Source organism: Vibrio sp. 11986-1-5, assembly GCF_963878025.1.
GTDB lineage: Bacteria > Pseudomonadota > Gammaproteobacteria > Enterobacterales > Vibrionaceae > Vibrio > Vibrio injensis.
In genome coordinates this window covers 333,141-350,030 of sequence record NZ_CAWNVW010000044.1, presented here as the reverse complement: position 1 = coordinate 350,030, position 16,890 = coordinate 333,141, and the positions used below count along the sequence as shown (strand labels likewise).

The following is a 16,890-nucleotide window of genomic DNA, read 5'->3' as shown; positions in this document are numbered from 1 at the left end:
TTAAGTGCATGGACGGTTATTGATTACGCAGACGCTGCCAGTAGCGTTCATAAATAACGAGGGCTTCTGGGCCAACATCGTTAATAAATTCGCCTTTTTGCATCTCCTCATCAGAAGGAAAAATCGACGGATTATTACGTAAATCGTCCGCTAATAAAGCTCTTCCTGATTGGGTTGCCGATGCATAGCCTAAACTATTTACGATCTCGGCTTGATTCTCAGCTTGATACATAAAATTAATAAATTTATGCGCTAGTGCTTTATTATTACTACCGGAAGGAATGGTAAAATTATCCATCCATAATACAGCACCTTCTTCAGGCATCACGAAGGTGAGCTCTGGTAGCTCTTCTTGGCCTTGGAAAGCGTTACCATTCCACTGCATACCCAGAGCGACTTCACCTGAAACATAAGGTACATGCGGCGCATCAGAGTTATACAGCAACACATTACGTTTTAAGGCAACCAATGATTGATAAGCCTTTTCTATTTCTGCTTCGTTTTGGGTATTGATACTAAAGCCATTGAGTTTCAGTGCCATACCAAATACATCACGCATATCATCAATCAGCATGACTTGACGGACATATTTCGGGTCCCACAGATCGGCCCAGCGAGAAATTCCGTTAGGCAAATAAGCAGCGTTGTAGCTAAGGCCAGTAATCCCCCAGATGTAGGGCAAAGAATACTGGTTTTTTGGATCATGCGCTTGACCTAATAACGATGGCATAGCATCTTTCATGTTTGGAATTTGTGCATGATCCAATTCGCTCAATAGCCCTTCACGAGCCATTTTTTCAATAAAATAAGCGGAGGCAAAAACTACATCATATCCGCTGCCTTTAAGAAGTTTGAGTCTGGTGTACATGGATTCATTATTCTCGAAGGTTGAATAATGGATCGAAACCCCTTCTTGAGCTTCAAACTGTTTGAGTGATTTTTCTGGCAGGTAGCCACCCCAAGCGTAAACATTCAGTCTTTGTGCTTGTGCACTCACTTGAGTGGAGGTAATGACGGCTGCGAGGACCAATCCTTTGATGAAAGATTTCATTGCATTTTCGTTCCTTAAAGTCCAGCCCAATGCTGGTGTTCAGGTGCATAATTAGTTAAATCTCTGTTTCAATAAAGCAAATATAATTTATCGTTAAGAACAATTTTTTTAACCTTGTCGATAGTATTATTGTTCATCGATATTATTCATCGGCAACACGCCTACTCCGTATCCATGTCAGCTTTGTGCTACCATTGCCTGATAATGATGAACGGTGATCTTGTATGACGACTTTAACAACTGATTATCTTAACTACTTCCAATCTCTTCAACACTGTGCACAGCAGCGTAATCACCGTTTTGCTGTTTATCTTTCTGGCGAGTTATCATGGAGCCGACCTCTGCTTCAAACATGGCTAAGCACATTAGATGAAAATCTTGTGGTGGTGCAATTAGGTGGGGAGCCATTTTTCGCCGCTTCCACGTTGGCGTATAACCAAGGACAACGCCTTTTAGGTCAAGAATGCCATGTCATGATTGCTGACTTTAGCCAAGGGTTTGATGCGAATAGTTTCAGCGCGGCATTAGGCACATTGATTGGTGGTGGCCTGCTGTTTATTATCGGTCACAGGGTCAATCCTACGGCTGCTGATAATTGTTGGCTAACGCGAGGACTAGAGCAGTTACTGGTTGTGTCTGCAAGTCATATTCCTGCGCTTCCGATATCATCCACTGTTTCGGTTTTCTGTGATACCAGTGAGCAAGAATTAGCGGTTGACGCGATTCTCCGGGTCATCACTGGACATCGTAAGCGCCCACTATTGCTCACCGCTGATCGTGGTAGAGGTAAAAGTAGCGCTTTAGGTATCGCTGCCGCCAAGTTAATGCAATCGCGATCGATCAAGATCATTATTACGGCTCCACGCTTGTCGGCGATTTCTCCAGTATTTTATTTTGCAGCGCAAGGTTTACCCGGTGCCAAGATAAGTAAAGATAAAATTGATTATCAAGCCTCTCAATTACGATTTGTTGCTCCCGATGAGCTGGAGCAACATGAGTGTGACTGTGATTTATTGTTGGTCGATGAGGCTGCAGCGCTGCCGCTACCGTTTTTATATCGTTTTGTTGAGCGTTATCATCGAGCGGTATTTTCCACTACTATTCATGGTTATGAAGGATGTGGCCGAGGCTTTACCTTAAAATTCCAACATTGGTTAGCGCAACATCGACCACAAACTCATTTTCAACATTTGCACCAACCTATTCGTTGGGCTGCGCAAGACCCTCTAGAGGCTTGGCATCGAGAGACCTTTCTCCTTAATTATGATTTACGCTCGGATTTAGCGGAACTGACTCTGGATAGTATCGACTATTTTAGTGTATCGAAAGCTGAGTTATTGGCATCACCAACGTTATTAAAAGAGGCGTTTGGTTTATTAGTTAATGCCCATTATCAAACCTCGCCGAATGATCTCTTTCATTTATTGAGTGACGAAAAACTAACGCTCTACGTTGCTAGCCATCGGCAGTGTCTGGTTGGGTGTCTATTAGCCGTACAAGAAGGCGGATTGGACCAAGAGTTAATTGAGTCTATTCAGTTGGGGCAGCGTCGTCCTCGAGGACATCTTGTTCCAATTACATTAGCCAATCAAGTGGGAATCACGGAAGCTGCGCAGCAGCTGTGCTGGCGAGTGATGCGAATAGCGGTTCATCCCCAACGACAAAATATGGGTATTGGCAGTCAACTACTGTCTCAGTTTATTGAGCACCACTCTTGTGATTATATTGCGACAAGCTTTGGTGCTACTGCCGAGCTTATCCATTTTTGGCAGCGTAATGGTTTTCATAGTATCAAGTTAGGTTCACAACGTGATCAAGCGAGTGGCTGTTTTTCTTTACTTATGGTTTATGGCCAACAGGTAGAATGGCTTTCTCGGGCTCGTTGGCAGTTTCAAATACACTTACTTTATGAATTGAAAGAGAGCTTACAGCGCTTAGCCGCTAATACGGTTCGCTTGTTATTATGCGAAGCTGAGAGTGAGTCACTGAGTCAGTTACCGTTCGAACTGCTGGCTCGTTACAGTTTGGGGGGAGCTAATTATGAGAGTGTTGCCGTTTGGATTGAAAAGCTTTTGATTCATTCGGCGAGTAAGCCAACGATAGTGCTCGATGAATTACTGATTGAAAAAGTCATTCAGCAGCGATCCTGGACTGAGTGTGCTTCCTTACATGGCTACACTGGTCGCAAACAAACTGAGCAAGTCTTACGTCAGAACCTCGCTCAGTTATTGCGTGATTTACAGTGTAAACTGAGCCATCAGTAAAACGAGCGTTGAGATTTACACTGTAAACCGAAAAGCTTGTGACTGAGTCTACGAATTAAATCAATCTCTATTGGTATGAAGAGCAAACACTGACTATCTTTATAAGGGGTTGCTTATATTCTCTTTCTACAAAGGACTCAACCTCGTAATCATTAGACGCTCAGTTTACTTAACGCGCTGTGGTTTAATCATGTTCATGGTCGATCATGATTGATATGACAGTACTGATTATGCCGTTAAATACTTTGAGCCTGAAATTATGCTCGATGATTTTGCTCGATAATAAACGAAATCGACTCGTTGCTTGTTAAGCAAAAACACGTTAGGAGTCACTATGGCTATTTCACGAAGGACGTTTCTTAAAGCGGGTGTTGGGGTGGGGGCGGTGGGCGCCGTGGGCGTCGGTTATCGGCAGATAAATAAAACCAAAACTCAAGCCAACATCGTTATTGTGGGTGGTGGTGCCGCTGGAATAGGTATTGCTAACCAATTGGGGCATCATTTGGACGGTGCGACGATAACCGTGATAGAGCCACGTGGTTTTCACTGGTATCAACCGGGCCAAACATTGTTACTTGCCGGAGTTTATACACAAGTCAGTGATGTGATTAGTGCCAATGAACGCTTTATTGATGCGAGTGTACGATGGATTGAGGATTCAGTTGTCGAGTATCGGCCAGATCAGAATCAAGTGGTGACTGAAACGGGGTTGCTGGTCAATTATGACTATTTGATTGTTGCGACGGGTGTTGAACTTCGTTATGACCTCATTGAAGGGTTTGATCCGCGAGAAATTGGTCAAAACGGAATTACCAGTATCTATTACAGCCCGCAGGCGGGAATTGTGAGTCATCAACAAGCTCAAGCATTTGCTCATGGTCAAGGTGGTAAAGCTGTTTTTACTCGACCTCAGGGAGCGATGAAATGTGCTGGAGCGCCGCTAAAAGCGACCAATTTGGTGGAGTCTTTTGTCGCTAAAGCTGGCCATCGGGACAATTTTTCTTTTGACTATTTTACGGCAGAGAATTTCCTTTTTTCGGTTAAAGTGTTTGATCAACGGATACGAGAGATTTGGCAGCAACGTGCTATTGACTCACATTTTCAGCATACCTTAACGTCAGTCGATACCAGTAAAAAACAAGCCACATTCCAACTAGCCGATCAATCGTCATATACCGTTGATTGGGATTTTATTCATGTTGCTCCTCCTATGACGGCTATCAAAACCATCAGAGAATCACCATTAGCCGATAACGAGCAATTTAAGGGCTATCTAGAGGTTGATCAGTATACGATGCAGCATAAGCGTTACAGCAATATTTTTGGCTTGGGAGATAATGTAGGGACGCCAATAGGTAAGACAGCGGCGTCTGTCAAAACACAAATTCCTGTAGTGACAGAAAACTTAACAGCACTAATAAAAGATAAACCATTAATGGCCAAATGGGATGGTTATACGTCATGCCCAATGATCTTAGATGTGGGGCATGCAATGCTGTGGGAGTTTGACTTCACTCTTCAACCGATGACAGCATTACCGTTTCAAGTCGTTGACCCTCTGAAAAGCAGTCGCTTTGCTTGGAAAGTAAAAGAATCTGTGATTAAACCGATTTACGATATGATGCTGCGTGGTTATACACCGATGTAGCATATTTTTGACAATAGAAAACACTCGCTACGTCCACTTTTCATAAAACGTAGCGAGTAATCATAAGCAAAAATCAACCCATCATATTCCTTTAAACTGATTAATCTTAGCGGCTAAATGAGTCATCTGTTTTTCTACGCCGATCACTGAGTGTTCACCTTGCTGAGTCAGTTGTTCGGTGCGGCTACTTTGTTCGTTTAAATTTTCTATGCTTTGATTAATTTCTACTACCGCTGCACTTTGTTCTTCAGCACCTTGAGCGATTTGTTGGTTCATTGAGAAAAGTGCTTGTAGAGTCGTATTTAATGCTTGCACATCTTTTACTGCCTGATGATGAGTGGTTAAACTGTGCTGGCTATTTTCATGTACGACTTCAATTTGTGTGGTTACTGAATTCGATGCCGATCTAAGCTTATTGATAATGTCTTGGATTTCGGTGGTAGACTCACTGGTGCGCTGGGAAAGCGAACGTACTTCATCGGCGACTACCGCAAACCCTCGACCATGTTCTCCTGCTCTTGCTGCTTCAATCGCTGCGTTTAACGCTAATAAATTGGTTTGCTCGGAAATAGAGCTAATCACTTCGAGAACGCGGAGAATATTTTCAATATGATTATTGAGTTGTTGCAAACTTTGTTGGCTCGTGGCCATATTTGAACCCAGTTGTTCTATGTGGGTAAGACTGCTGTGCATCGCAGAGAGTGCATTTTGTAATGAGCTATTGCCTTGGGCGGAAAGCTCCCCGGCATGGTTAGCAAGTCTCGTGGCTTCTTCTGTACGTTCTGTAATATGTTGGCTGGCTTGAGAAATCGTTCCTAAGGCGCTACGCTGTTCCTCTGTCGCTTGATTGGTCTCTTTGGCGTTATGCTTTAATTGTAAAAAAGCTACTTGTGATTCCGCTACCGTCTGGTTGACGGAGCTTAATGAGTCTCGGAAGCGCTCAATAAAAAGATTAATTTTTTGCGATAAATTCGCGACCTCAGCACCATCAAAAATATTAACTTTGTGATTTAAATCAAGATGTTGAGCAATATGATCAATCTCGCTGCTTAGTTGTTGGATAGGCTTAGTTAATGCGGTGACCACAAAATGCATGATAACTAAGGCTACGGCGATAAAAATTAGCGTAAATAGAAGTGATTGAATAAATTGATCGATGATTGGTGAGATGATTTGAGACTTTGGTATTTCAACAACCACAAAGCGGTCTAAGTCTGCTAACCAATAAGAGCCGATTAAATAGGCGTGTTGATTAACGGTGAGCTCAGTAATAATGGGAGCCGCTTTTCCTGCACTGATGGCTTGCTGCAGTTGTCCAGTGGTATGACTGGCTAATACAGAGTCTTTAGGAGCGACTTGGATTTTACCGTCGCTTGAGGCCAACATAGCTCGACCGTTAGAGCCTATCCTAAAACCTTCGATCATGCTAACTAAGCTACTGACGTTAAAGCCTAATCCTGCGACCACATAAGGTTGATTGGTTTGAGGATTGACTTGTGTACTGCGATAATTAATAAAAATAACGTATTGACCACCGACCTGGTCTTGGTTCATGTTCAATTCAATGGCCTTGTTTTTACCGAGAAAGTTGGGATAGAAATCTTTAAATGGATAGTCGCTAAGGCGAGTGGCTCGATGTTGACCATCATAAGTAAAAATATATTTTCCTTCTGCGCTGTCTAACACGGCAAACGCATTGTCTGCTCCGAGCCGAGTCATCGCATTTTCTAATGCCTGATGAGCTACCGCGGGATTACGAATGGATCTTTGTTCAGCGCTCCAGTCCAGTAAACCTGAATGATGAGCAAGAAAATTTGATCCAGTGATCGCCGGTTGTAGCTGATTACTGATTTCAAACGCGAGCCCACGTAATTGACTCGGTAGAGTGTGTGATTTAAGTTCATTCAACTGATCATTTGCTGTGCGCATGGCCTGTTGCCCCATGGCAATCAATGTACAAGTCACCAGTATGATAGATAGAACCCAGTTAATTCTGCGACGAATTGATAGCGTTTTCCAATACATAACATAAGCCTCATTTATTATTATTAACCAACCTATAGATAATAGTGTCTGTTTAATAAAGTGAGTAATAAATGAGCATAAATATGCTTAACAATTTAGTAACGTTTTGATGGCGCGACTATTTTTAATCATAAAAAGTTAATCTAACAGCAGTGAATGATCTTATTGATGGTATCCGCGTAAAGATTTTGTTGTCTCTATTTCTCTTTGAATCAAGGATCTGATCCCGACATGAATTTCAAAACGGTTCGTTTACTATTAGGCGATCAGCTTAATGCTCAACACGCTTGGTTTAAGCAGGTTGATGATGATGTGCTGTATATCATTGCTGAGCTTCATCAAGAAAGTCGTTATGTGACTCATCATATTCAAAAGACCGTAGCGTTCTTTTTAGCGATGCAAGAATTTGCTCAAGCGAGACAGGAAGAAGGCCATCAGGTACTCTATCTGACCCTCGATGAGACACAGGGTTTTGCTGAGCTACCACAATTGATTACGCACTACGTGCAACTGACGGGAGCTATCTCTTTTCAATATCAGCGTCCTGATGAATATCGTTTGCTCGCTCAACTGGCGAACTTACGGCTTGCTAATACGGTCATTGATTGTGTCGATAGCGAGCATTTTTTACTACCGTTTGATGAGATTGAGCAATACTTCCCTAAAGGGAAGCATAAAACGATGGAACACTTTTATCGGCGAATGCGGCAACGTTTTGCGGTTTTAGTCGAAGAGGGGAAACCGCTTGCTGGGCAATGGAATTTTGATGCCAGTAACCGTAATAAATTAAAAGCACAAGATATTGCCCAGCTACCCGAACCTTTACTATTCAAAAATAATCCGGCGCAAATCCTTGAGCGGCTAAATCGACATGGAATACAAACGATTGGACACCTAGAGGGAGATTTGTTTTGGCCAGTTAATCGTGCGCAGAGTTTGACACTGCTTGCTCACTTCTGCCGTGTATGTTTACCACGCTTTGGCCAATTTCAGGATGCGATGACCCATCTGCATCCTGCGCAATGGAGTCTTTATCATAGCCGATTGTCTTTTGCCCTTAATAGTAAGCTTCTACACCCTAAAGAAGTGATTGATGCAGCGGTTACCGCTTATCAGCGTGAGAGCCAGATCGATCTTGCTCAAGTGGAAGGTTTTGTTCGCCAAATTTTAGGCTGGCGTGAATATATACGTGGTATTTATTGGGCGAACATGCCGCATTATGCTCAGATCAATGTATTACAGGCTACGCGTCGGTTACCTGATTATTTTTGGACGGCAAAAACCAAAATGCACTGTATGCAGCGAGCGATCGGTCAATCACTCGATTTTGCTTATGCACACCACATTCAGCGTCTGATGGTGACGGGAAACTTCTGTTTATTAACTGGAATCAATCCCGATGAAGTCGATGCTTGGTATTTAGGTGTCTACATCGATGCCATTGAGTGGGTAGAGATGCCAAATACGCGAGGAATGGCTTTATTTGCCGATGGTGGGATCGTCGGGACTAAACCGTATGCGGCCAGCGGTTCTTATATCAATAAAATGAGCGATTATTGTAAGAACTGCATCTATGATAATAAGGCGCGCAGTGGCAAGGGTTCCTGCCCGTTTAATAGTCTTTATTGGCGATTTATGCACCAGCAGCGTGATCGCTTAGCAGTCAATCCCCGTATCGGAATGTTGTATCGCTCATGGGATAAAATGGCTGATCAGCAACGTGCTGATATCTTGCAGACGGCGGAATATTATTTGAGTCATCTTGGGGAGTTGTGATGAATATTTTGGTGGTTGGCGCAAATGGTGGCATCGGTTTGGCCATCGTAAAGCAGTTATTGACGGCTTTACCTGAAGCAAATATTCATGCCACTTATCATCGACAACGTCCAGATTTCACTTCTCAACGGGTGACTTGGTTTCAGTTGGATGTCACCCAAGAGTCTGATGTTGCTATGTTCAGCCAGCGTTTTTCGACAATTGACTGGTTAATTAACGCCGTTGGTATGCTTCACGCTCAAGATCATCGTCCTGAAAAAAATTTGCAAGCACTGGATGGCGATTTTTTCATGCAAAATATTGCTGTTAATACCTTACCTACGCTGTTATTGGCCAAATATTTTTCACCACTAATGAAAGCGAGCACTGCTGCCAAGTTTGTGACCATTTCCGCGAAAGTGGGCAGTATTAGTGATAATCGTCTTGGCGGTTGGTATAGCTATCGGGCTTCGAAAGCGGCGTTAAATATGCTGCTGAAAACTCTCTCTATTGAGTGGCAACGTACGATCAAACAAGGTGTAGTATTGGCACTACATCCTGGGAGCACGGATACACCGTTGTCTAAGCCTTTTCAAGCCAATGTCCCTGTCGATAAACTATTAACGCCACAGCAGTCTGCAGCGCTGCTCGTCGAGTTAATCAGCCAAGCGACCTCGCAGCAAACGGGACAGTTTTTGGCGTATAACGGAGAGCGTTTACCTTGGTAATTACGTTTTGTCCATTTTATGATGCGGAGCGAAGCCTTAACGTTTGATGATAATCAAATAAAAAACGGAGATTTCGCTATCTTGTCTGAGTTGGCGTATGATGCGCTCATCGCCGTTATTATTGACCTTTATGACTAAATCAATTCCTGTCCATACCGAATTCAATCCTGATCCCTCTTCGCCAATCACCTGTGCAACTTGTCAGGCTTGTTGCTGCCGATTAGAAGTGATGCTCATTAGCGATACAGGGGTTCCTAAGCAGCACGTCGCGGTGGATCAATGGGGTGGAGAAACGATGCGTCGTTTGGATGACGGGTGGTGTTCGGCGCTCGATCGTGAAACCTTTATGTGTACTATTTATGAATTGCGCCCTTGGGTTTGTCGCGCCTTTGAAATGGGCGAATATGAGTGCAGAGAAGAAAGAGATTTATTTCTTTGATGCTTAGGTTTACCTCGGGTTGTTTTGACGAGCGAATAGATTGACTGGGTTGTTTCAATGTCAGTGATGGTTGATTATTACCTCGCTTCATTTAGGTATCTAAGTTGGTTGGTTTGTAGATCAATTGATTTCTACCTCGTCGCTTGGCTTCATACAACATATCATCTGCTCGATTCACCAAGGTTGAAATATCTTGATAGCCACAAAATAGACCAACACTGATCGTGACTGAGAAGGAGTGTTGATTATGGCTGAAGGATAAACTCGCGACCTGCTTGATGAGTTGTTCGAGCTTCTCAATGACTATCGGAAACTCTTGTTTAGAATAGAGACAAAATTCCTCGCCACCAAAACGTGCTACCAGTTCGTTATCTTCATGATTAAAAAGATTTTGCATGCACTGAGCGACCGATTGCAAAACTTGATCTCCCATCGCATGACCGTATAAGTCATTCACTTTTTTAAAATGATCCAAGTCGAGCATCGCAATACTGATCAGGTTTTTCGTGGTATAGATATGATCAAAAAAGAAGCGTCGATTCCACAATCCAGTCAACGCATCTTTATTAGCAAGATAAAACATCTGGTCGTTGGAATCTTTTAAATTTAATAAATTATTGACCCGACAATAGAACTCATCTTGATTGAAGGGTTTATGTAAAAAGTCGTTTGCTCCCGCTTTCAGGAACTGTGAGGTAATTGAGCGATCATTACTTGCTGATACCCCAAGCAGCATAAATTTATGGCGTGGATACAAAGCTAGAGTTTCTTGGATCATGGTGACGCCATTTTTAATGGGCATATCATGATCGACAATCACTAGCGTAATTCGCGGATGTTGTTTCAGTATTTCTAAGCCTTGCTGACCATTCTCCGCTTCTAAACAATGAATATAACAACGCTGTAATAATTGACACATATGACGCCGTACCATCACAGAGTCATCAACCACCAATGCGGTATGGGTTAAGTTATTAATCAAGCGATCAATGAGTGGCGCTAAATATGCGACAGATGCAACGCTATCTTTAAGGATATAATCGAGTATCCCTTTGTTGACAAGTCGTTGACGAATATCATCATTTACATGAGCGGTGAGGACAATGCTAGGGATATTCTTTTCGATCAGCAGATCGACGATTTCTCCGTCTTGTGCATCAGGTAAGCAGTAATCCAATACCGCACAGAGTATATTGGTTGATTCTGGGGCATCGAGCAAACGACGAGCCGATTGATAGTCATCGGCAATCAGTAAATCCACCTCTAGCTTTGAAAGAAGGGCAGTTAAGTAATTTCGATAAGCTCGACTGTCTTCAACGATGAGTACGGAATGTTGCACAGTAATACTCCCAATGGTTCTAATCGGACGCTGTTCCCATATTTATCGGGTGTTACCTGAGCCATTAATTGAAAGTCGCCAACGCTATCTATAAGAGCTGGCTCGTTATTCGTTTGTTATTGTTCTCTTTCTCAACTCGACAGTTGTAACGTTTAATTATTAAGTTCGGTATTCTTTATGAAGCGGTTTCCGTTTTGATCGAAGACTTCGAATCCAATCACCTCGCTTATCAAGGTGATTGGAGATTCATTCACGGTTTATCTCTCAGCTAGGCCAGATCGCTTGGCTATTGCTGACTGCTTATGACTCCGTTATGGCCCAGAGTCAGTAATTTACACTGTAAACACCTTAAACTTTAAACCGCCCAACTAAGTTATATAACTCATGCGCACGGCCATTAAGATCTTGGCTGCTGGCTTTATTTTCATTAGCCAGATCGGCAGACTGACTACTTTGGTCAGAAATGATCACAATTCGTTCGGAGATTTCTTGGCCAACAATACTTTGTTCTTCAGTCGCGGTGGCAATTAATGAGTTCATATCCATGATCACACCGATAGATTGTTGAATACTTTCCAGAGCTTTTGCTGCTTCGCTGGCTTCTTTGACGGTTGATGTGCTGCGATGTTGACTTGAATCCATTGCTTTCACGGCGTTGTCTGAAGCAGACTTTAACTGCTGAATCATATTATGGATATCTTCCGTACTGTCTTGAGTACGGCTGGCTAATTTACGAACTTCATCCGCCACAACGGCAAAGCCTCTGCCTTGATCGCCTGCTCGTGCGGCTTCAATTGCAGCGTTCAATGCCAGTAAATTGGTTTGTTCAGCAATATCTTGAATAACCACTAAAGAGCTGGAAATATTTTTGACATCGCCTTCGAGTTTAGAAATTACGGTACTGGCCTCGGCAACCTCTTTAGCTAAGGCTTGTACTGATCGAGCTGCAGATTCGACAATCTTATGCGCTTCTTGGGCATTGTCTTCGGCTTGTCTGGCCGAATTGGCTGCTTGATTGGCATTATTCGAGATTTCTTGAGCGGTCGTTGTCATTTCAGTCATCGCGGTGGCGACCTGCTCGGTCTCTTCGCGCTGCCCTGTAGCAATGATATCCACTTGAGCGGCTCGTTGCGTCATGGTATCGGTTTCTGCAACCACTTGTTGTCCGAGTTGATGGACGCGTTGGATAATCCCTTGCAGGCTGGCTACAAAAGCATTGAAATTACTGCTTAGGCGGGCAAACTCTGGAATGGTGAAGCTTTCCATCCGAGCGGTGAGATCGGCATCGCCACTGGCAAAAGAGCGAATCGAGTCATCCAGCATATCCAGTGGGCGCATAATGCTGCGGTTTAAGAACAGCGCCATGACTCCGACAATAATGACAATAACAGTGGCAATCGTGGTTAATGTCCAAAGGCTTTGAGTCAGTTGCTGCTGGGCTCGTTTTTCCATGGCAGCAATTTCTGCATCGACGTCATCGGTATAAAACCCAGTACCTATGGTTAAATCCCATTGAGGAATATAAATCGAGTAGCTGAGCTTAGGTAAAGGTACCGATTCACCGGGTTTTGGAAAATAGTAAACCGAGAATTCATCTTTTCTCGCGTTATTAATGATATCTCGAATTAAAAAGTTACCTTGGGCATCGGTCATGTTGATGAAATTATCGCCTAGTCCCGCTTTACTCTGACCAAGGAGAAGGCGAGTCCCTTTACTGTCATAACCAAAAATATAACCATCAAGTCCAAAGCGAATCTCTCGCAAAATCGTCAGTGCCTCTTCTAAAGGCGCTTGACGACGCAGTAATGGCTCGATTGCGGTACGTGAAATCTCCAAATAAGATTTCAGCTCGGTTTTTTTCATCTCCATCATCGCAAGGCGAGTATTATTCATCTGCCCTTGAGTCAAACTGCGCGTTTCTGCGAAGGTTGAATAGATCATACTTAAGGCAATCAGTAATAAAGGCACAATCGACAAGATATAGAGGCGCTGGCGTATGGTTAGATTCATGGTGTTTTCCATCTTTCATGATTATTAAGTTCAAACCAACTGAGAGCATTTTGCCTACTTCATCATTTCGTGGCGTGAGAATGATTGGTTATCTTATCGATATCATTGTCAGCGATGCAGGCTATTACCATAATACTAGTGCAGATATTTAACGGTGAATGAAAGATTACTATGTGGTGTCTCACATTTTTATGGTTAGTGAAGAAGGAAGCGCATCTTACTACTGAAAAAGTCTGACTTTGTGGTTGATGAATGTTTATTACGCGTTGCGGTGAGAGACCCTTGAGCGAGCGAATCGATGTTTTTGTATTTCAACACTCCATTTCTCCTGTGCTATAATCTGTGCCCATTTATCGGTAAGAGCCTTAAGCCCCATGAGTTTAAAAAACGATCTGCAAAAATTACACAGCCGTCTTGATACTTGTTCCCATAAGTTAGAAGCGGCTAAGACTCGCGGTGATAGCGCTATGGTGAGCAAATTTACGGATGAAGTTGATCAGTTGACCAAACAACTTAATAGTCTGAAGAACAAAGCCGAATATGAGCTAAACAAAGAGCGTAAAATGCTCGCAGATATGCCGTTTTATCGTGAGTTAACCAAAGAAGAGCAAGCCGATTTAGGAAAGCTGAAAAAATCGGTTAAAGGACTAATTATTGTCCATCCCACCACTAAAATTGGTAAAGCTTTGCGGGTTGAAGTGATGACCGGTTTTGCGCCTAAACCATTTTAATCGGCGCTCGGCCTACTTATGATCAGTAGGCCGAGGCTTCAACATCAATTAATAGCCCATTAACTGTAATAAATTTTCTGCGGTGTGCATCGCTTCTTTACGGTTGGCGATATTCAGCTTCTGATATAAGTTACGAATATGCGTTTTGATGGTCGTTCCTGCCACATCAAGCTCTTGAGCAATCTGCTCATTACTAAAACCTGAATAAATTAACCCAAGCACTTGCCACTCACGTTGAGTCAATGGACTGGTTCGAACCAATTCAGGGATATTGGGATGGTTAATCAGCTTTTCGACAAATTCTTCATCAAAATGAATAGAGCGACTACGCTGAGAGGTTGAAATCTCTTTAATCAACAACTGGGCACGATGACGCTCTAGATCGCCTAATTCTCCGCGGTGAACCATTTTTTCCAGTAAATGACCAATTTTTTGTCCATCGATCAGAAAATTACCCACCATGCCCGTTTGATTGGTGAGACGCAGTGCTTCTTTGAGTTTGTCACGCGCGAGTTCATCATCATTGCCGAGCGAGGCGAGCGTGGCTTCAACAATTAAGTTGCGATTTAAGTCGGTCAGTAGTTGGTACTCACTCGCTTGCTGTTGTAAAAATGCTAAGGTTTGCTTGGCTTCTGGATACTGTTCGAGGCAAATTTGTGCGCGAGCAATATTGCGCCATTGCAGTTGGAAGAAATGGTTATAAGCTTTTTCTGGCCGATGGGTAGTGGTCAACCAATGCTCTATCGCGGCTTTATCCCCACGAGCTTGCCAATACAACAACAAAGATAATGAGGCGTTGGCCGTCCAGTCGACATGATAATGTGACTGCTTGATCAAGTGATGGACTTGCTCGATATAACGTCCAGCTTTATCCAGCTCTCCGCGGCCAACGGCGATACGAGCCAACATCGAATAACTGTGTAAATGTTGACTCGGTGAATGTTGACCAAGCACTTCTAATCCTTTGTGGGCACACTCTTCTGCTTCATCTAAGCGATTCCAACACCAGAGAATTTGGGCGCGAATACGCAATAAAAACTCATGTAAGGGAACTTGGTGTAAATGCTGCTCTTCCACCAGCTTGAAGGCGTTATCTTGCACTTCGAAAGCCGCTTGTACGTAGCCTTGGGCAATTAAGATTTCGCTCTGTTGTAATAAGGCCCAGAGCGCTTGATGGTAGACTTGATATTGCCGCGCCAGTTTTTCGGTTTGTTGCATCATTGATAGCGCACGACTGAGGTGACCAAGAACGTGGTTCACTTCTCCGACAACCGATGTAGCAACAATGCGGCTTCGATACACGGTGCTGTCTAATTGGCTTAATGCCAGTTCAGCGAGGGTTAAGGCTTTCTCGGGCTCATTTTTGTTGATTGCGACTTGAGCCAATAGCGCATTAAACTCACCTTGCTGTTTACTACTGAGTTCGACGTTCAGTGCTTGCATCTCTTTTTCTGCCTGCTCAAGCATTGCCCCCACGGTATCGTAGCGATGTTGGCTTTGTGCCAACCAAGCTTGCAGTAAACAGAGTTTTGGTTCTTTATAAAGCTGTTGTGGCGCGAGGAGATTAATCGCCGACTCAAGGACATTAAGCTCACCTTGGTTGAACATTTTCCAACCATGTTGAGTCAAAATACTCGCTAAAAGATCGGTATCCTGCGCTAAGTTAGCATGACGTAAGGCTTGATGTGGGGTAGAGGCTTCAAGCCAAGCGCGCGCGGCGGAGCGATGTAATTCTTGCTCTTGCTGAGGGATCCGAGCCATCCGTTGATGGGCGAGAAATTCAGCGAACAAATTATGAAAGCGATACCAGTTGTGCTCACCTTCTAATGGATAGATAAACAGACCATAGCGATTGAGCGATTCAATCATACTTAGGGCATCGTCTCGTTGTGTTAAGGCGCTGACTAAGCTGTCGTTAAAGTGATCCAATACTGAACACTGCATCAGAAAGTGACGTGTTTCTTTATCAAGTAAATCAAACACTTCTTCGACTAAATAGTCCCATAAATGGGCATGGTTAAAATGAGCGACCGATTCAACGGATTGGGCTAAGGTGCGCTTTTGATGTTGTGCTTGCAAAGCGATGAGTTGTAATGCTGAAGGCCAACCTTCAACATAATTACGCAAGTTGAGAGCGGTGACATCATCAATACCTTCTACAACACGCTGATTGAAAAAACGCGTGGTCTCTTCAGTATCAAACGCCAGCAACTCATTACCTATCTCTATCATTAAATCACGTACACGCAGATTGGCAGTGCCCAGTGGCGGTGTCATACGGCTCGTGACGACTAAGGTGAGATTATCGGGCATATGTTTTAGGAAAAAGCGCATCGCTTCGTGAATCTCATCATCACTGATCAGATGATAATCATCCAGCACGACAAAGCACTCTTGATCAAACTGAGAAATCTCAGCAAAAACTTCGCTGAACAGTGAATGGGGCGATGAAAATTGGCGTCGTTCTGCCAATTTTTGTGCATTGGGGCAGCTTTGTTGAGTCGCTTTATTCATCGCTTGCAGTAAGTAATTCATGAAGCGAAAAGGATCATTATCACTTTCATCAATACTGTACCAGCCGACATTCGGCTTATCGGCAAGCCATTGTGCGGCCATAGTTGTTTTGCCATAACCCGCAGGTGAGCGGAAAAGGACCAGTTTATAACAGGGGGCCTTTTGTAGGAGTTCTAAAACGCGCGGACGGACAATCGCGTTGTGCAGCCGTCCTGGGCGAGTTAATTTCGATGGAATCCACATGATATTTGTCCCGTCATCGTTAATGACAGGGATGTTACTGGAACTTGCCGCAGACTGTTATTGATCCCAGACGACTTTCTTGCCAGATTCACAGTTCTTCACTAACTACGCCCAAATTATGTGACATCTATCACCTATTGCTG

The 16,890-nt window shown here is 43.5% G+C and carries 11 protein-coding genes; 6 read left to right on the top strand and 5 right to left on the bottom strand.

The annotated features are described in order from the left end of the window. Positions 1–16: 16 nt before the first annotated feature. Positions 17–1,051, bottom strand: a complete 1,035-nt coding sequence (locus AACS00_RS11560; protein WP_110167483.1) for an ABC transporter substrate-binding protein — start codon at positions 1,049–1,051, stop codon at positions 17–19. A 224-nt stretch (positions 1,052–1,275) separates the two neighbouring features. Here AACS00_RS11560 and AACS00_RS11555 point away from each other — a divergent pair, with 224 nt between their 5' ends. Continuing rightward, positions 1,276–3,315: a tRNA(Met) cytidine acetyltransferase TmcA gene (locus AACS00_RS11555; protein WP_110167482.1), complete on the top strand. Its 2,040-nt coding sequence runs from the start codon at positions 1,276–1,278 to the stop codon at positions 3,313–3,315. A 334-nt stretch (positions 3,316–3,649) separates the two neighbouring features. After that, positions 3,650–4,963: an FAD-dependent oxidoreductase gene (locus tag AACS00_RS11550; RefSeq protein ID WP_110167481.1), complete on the top strand. Its 1,314-nt coding sequence runs from the start codon at positions 3,650–3,652 to the stop codon at positions 4,961–4,963. Between the two features lie 81 nt (positions 4,964–5,044). Here AACS00_RS11550 and AACS00_RS11545 read toward each other — a convergent pair whose 3' ends face one another. Then, complete coding sequence (locus AACS00_RS11545; RefSeq protein ID WP_110167480.1) at positions 5,045–6,988, bottom strand: methyl-accepting chemotaxis protein; 1,944 nt, start codon at positions 6,986–6,988, stop codon at positions 5,045–5,047. Between the two features lie 231 nt (positions 6,989–7,219). On the opposite strand from AACS00_RS11545, the gene AACS00_RS11540 reads away from it, so the two are divergent. The 3 genes from AACS00_RS11540 (at position 7,220) to AACS00_RS11530 (ending at position 9,910) form a co-directional block, all read left to right on the top strand. Continuing rightward, entirely contained in the window at positions 7,220–8,764 is a 1,545-nt protein-coding gene (locus tag AACS00_RS11540) for a cryptochrome/photolyase family protein (RefSeq protein WP_110167479.1), read from the top strand. Beyond that, the gene (locus tag AACS00_RS11535) at positions 8,764–9,471 is read left to right on the top strand and encodes an SDR family oxidoreductase (RefSeq protein WP_110167478.1); all 708 of its coding nucleotides are present in this window, start codon (positions 8,764–8,766) and stop codon (positions 9,469–9,471) included. Before AACS00_RS11540 ends, AACS00_RS11535 begins: the two co-directional genes overlap by 1 nt. Before the next feature lie 130 nt (positions 9,472–9,601). Further along, positions 9,602–9,910 carry a YkgJ family cysteine cluster protein gene (locus AACS00_RS11530; protein ID WP_110167516.1) on the top strand — a complete coding sequence of 103 codons (309 nt, stop codon included), beginning with the start codon at positions 9,602–9,604 and terminating at the stop codon, positions 9,908–9,910. A gap of 91 nt (positions 9,911–10,001) precedes the next feature. Here the strand turns inward: AACS00_RS11530 and AACS00_RS11525 are convergent, their stop codons facing one another. Beyond that, on the bottom strand, positions 10,002–11,249 hold the full coding sequence (locus AACS00_RS11525) for a GGDEF domain-containing response regulator (protein WP_110167477.1): 1,248 nt from the start codon (positions 11,247–11,249) through the stop codon (positions 10,002–10,004). A 348-nt stretch (positions 11,250–11,597) separates the two neighbouring features. Further along, positions 11,598–13,259, bottom strand: a complete 1,662-nt coding sequence (locus AACS00_RS11520) for a methyl-accepting chemotaxis protein (protein ID WP_110167476.1) — start codon at positions 13,257–13,259, stop codon at positions 11,598–11,600. A gap of 374 nt (positions 13,260–13,633) precedes the next feature. Here AACS00_RS11520 and AACS00_RS11515 point away from each other — a divergent pair, with 374 nt between their 5' ends. Then, positions 13,634–13,990 (top strand): YibL family ribosome-associated protein, encoded by a 357-nt coding sequence (locus tag AACS00_RS11515; RefSeq protein ID WP_072670822.1) that lies wholly within the window; start codon positions 13,634–13,636, stop codon positions 13,988–13,990. A 48-nt stretch (positions 13,991–14,038) separates the two neighbouring features. Here AACS00_RS11515 and malT read toward each other — a convergent pair whose 3' ends face one another. Then, positions 14,039–16,747: an HTH-type transcriptional regulator MalT gene (gene malT, locus AACS00_RS11510; RefSeq protein ID WP_072670821.1), complete on the bottom strand. Its 2,709-nt coding sequence runs from the start codon at positions 16,745–16,747 to the stop codon at positions 14,039–14,041. Positions 16,748–16,890: the final 143 nt, after the last annotated feature.

Coding starts and splice junctions, on each gene's coding strand:
- AACS00_RS11520 (WP_110167476.1), bottom strand. CDS start 13,259: ATGAATCTAACCATACGCCAGCGCCTCTATATCTTGTCGATTGTGCCT.
- AACS00_RS11555 (WP_110167482.1), top strand. CDS start 1,276: ATGACGACTTTAACAACTGATTATCTTAACTACTTCCAATCTCTTCAA.
- AACS00_RS11530 (WP_110167516.1), top strand. CDS start 9,602: ATGACTAAATCAATTCCTGTCCATACCGAATTCAATCCTGATCCCTCT.
- AACS00_RS11540 (WP_110167479.1), top strand. CDS start 7,220: ATGAATTTCAAAACGGTTCGTTTACTATTAGGCGATCAGCTTAATGCT.
- malT (WP_072670821.1), bottom strand. CDS start 16,747: ATGTGGATTCCATCGAAATTAACTCGCCCAGGACGGCTGCACAACGCG.
- AACS00_RS11545 (WP_110167480.1), bottom strand. CDS start 6,988: ATGTATTGGAAAACGCTATCAATTCGTCGCAGAATTAACTGGGTTCTA.
- AACS00_RS11535 (WP_110167478.1), top strand. CDS start 8,764: ATGAATATTTTGGTGGTTGGCGCAAATGGTGGCATCGGTTTGGCCATC.
- AACS00_RS11515 (WP_072670822.1), top strand. CDS start 13,634: ATGAGTTTAAAAAACGATCTGCAAAAATTACACAGCCGTCTTGATACT.
- AACS00_RS11550 (WP_110167481.1), top strand. CDS start 3,650: ATGGCTATTTCACGAAGGACGTTTCTTAAAGCGGGTGTTGGGGTGGGG.
- AACS00_RS11560 (WP_110167483.1), bottom strand. CDS start 1,051: ATGAAATCTTTCATCAAAGGATTGGTCCTCGCAGCCGTCATTACCTCC.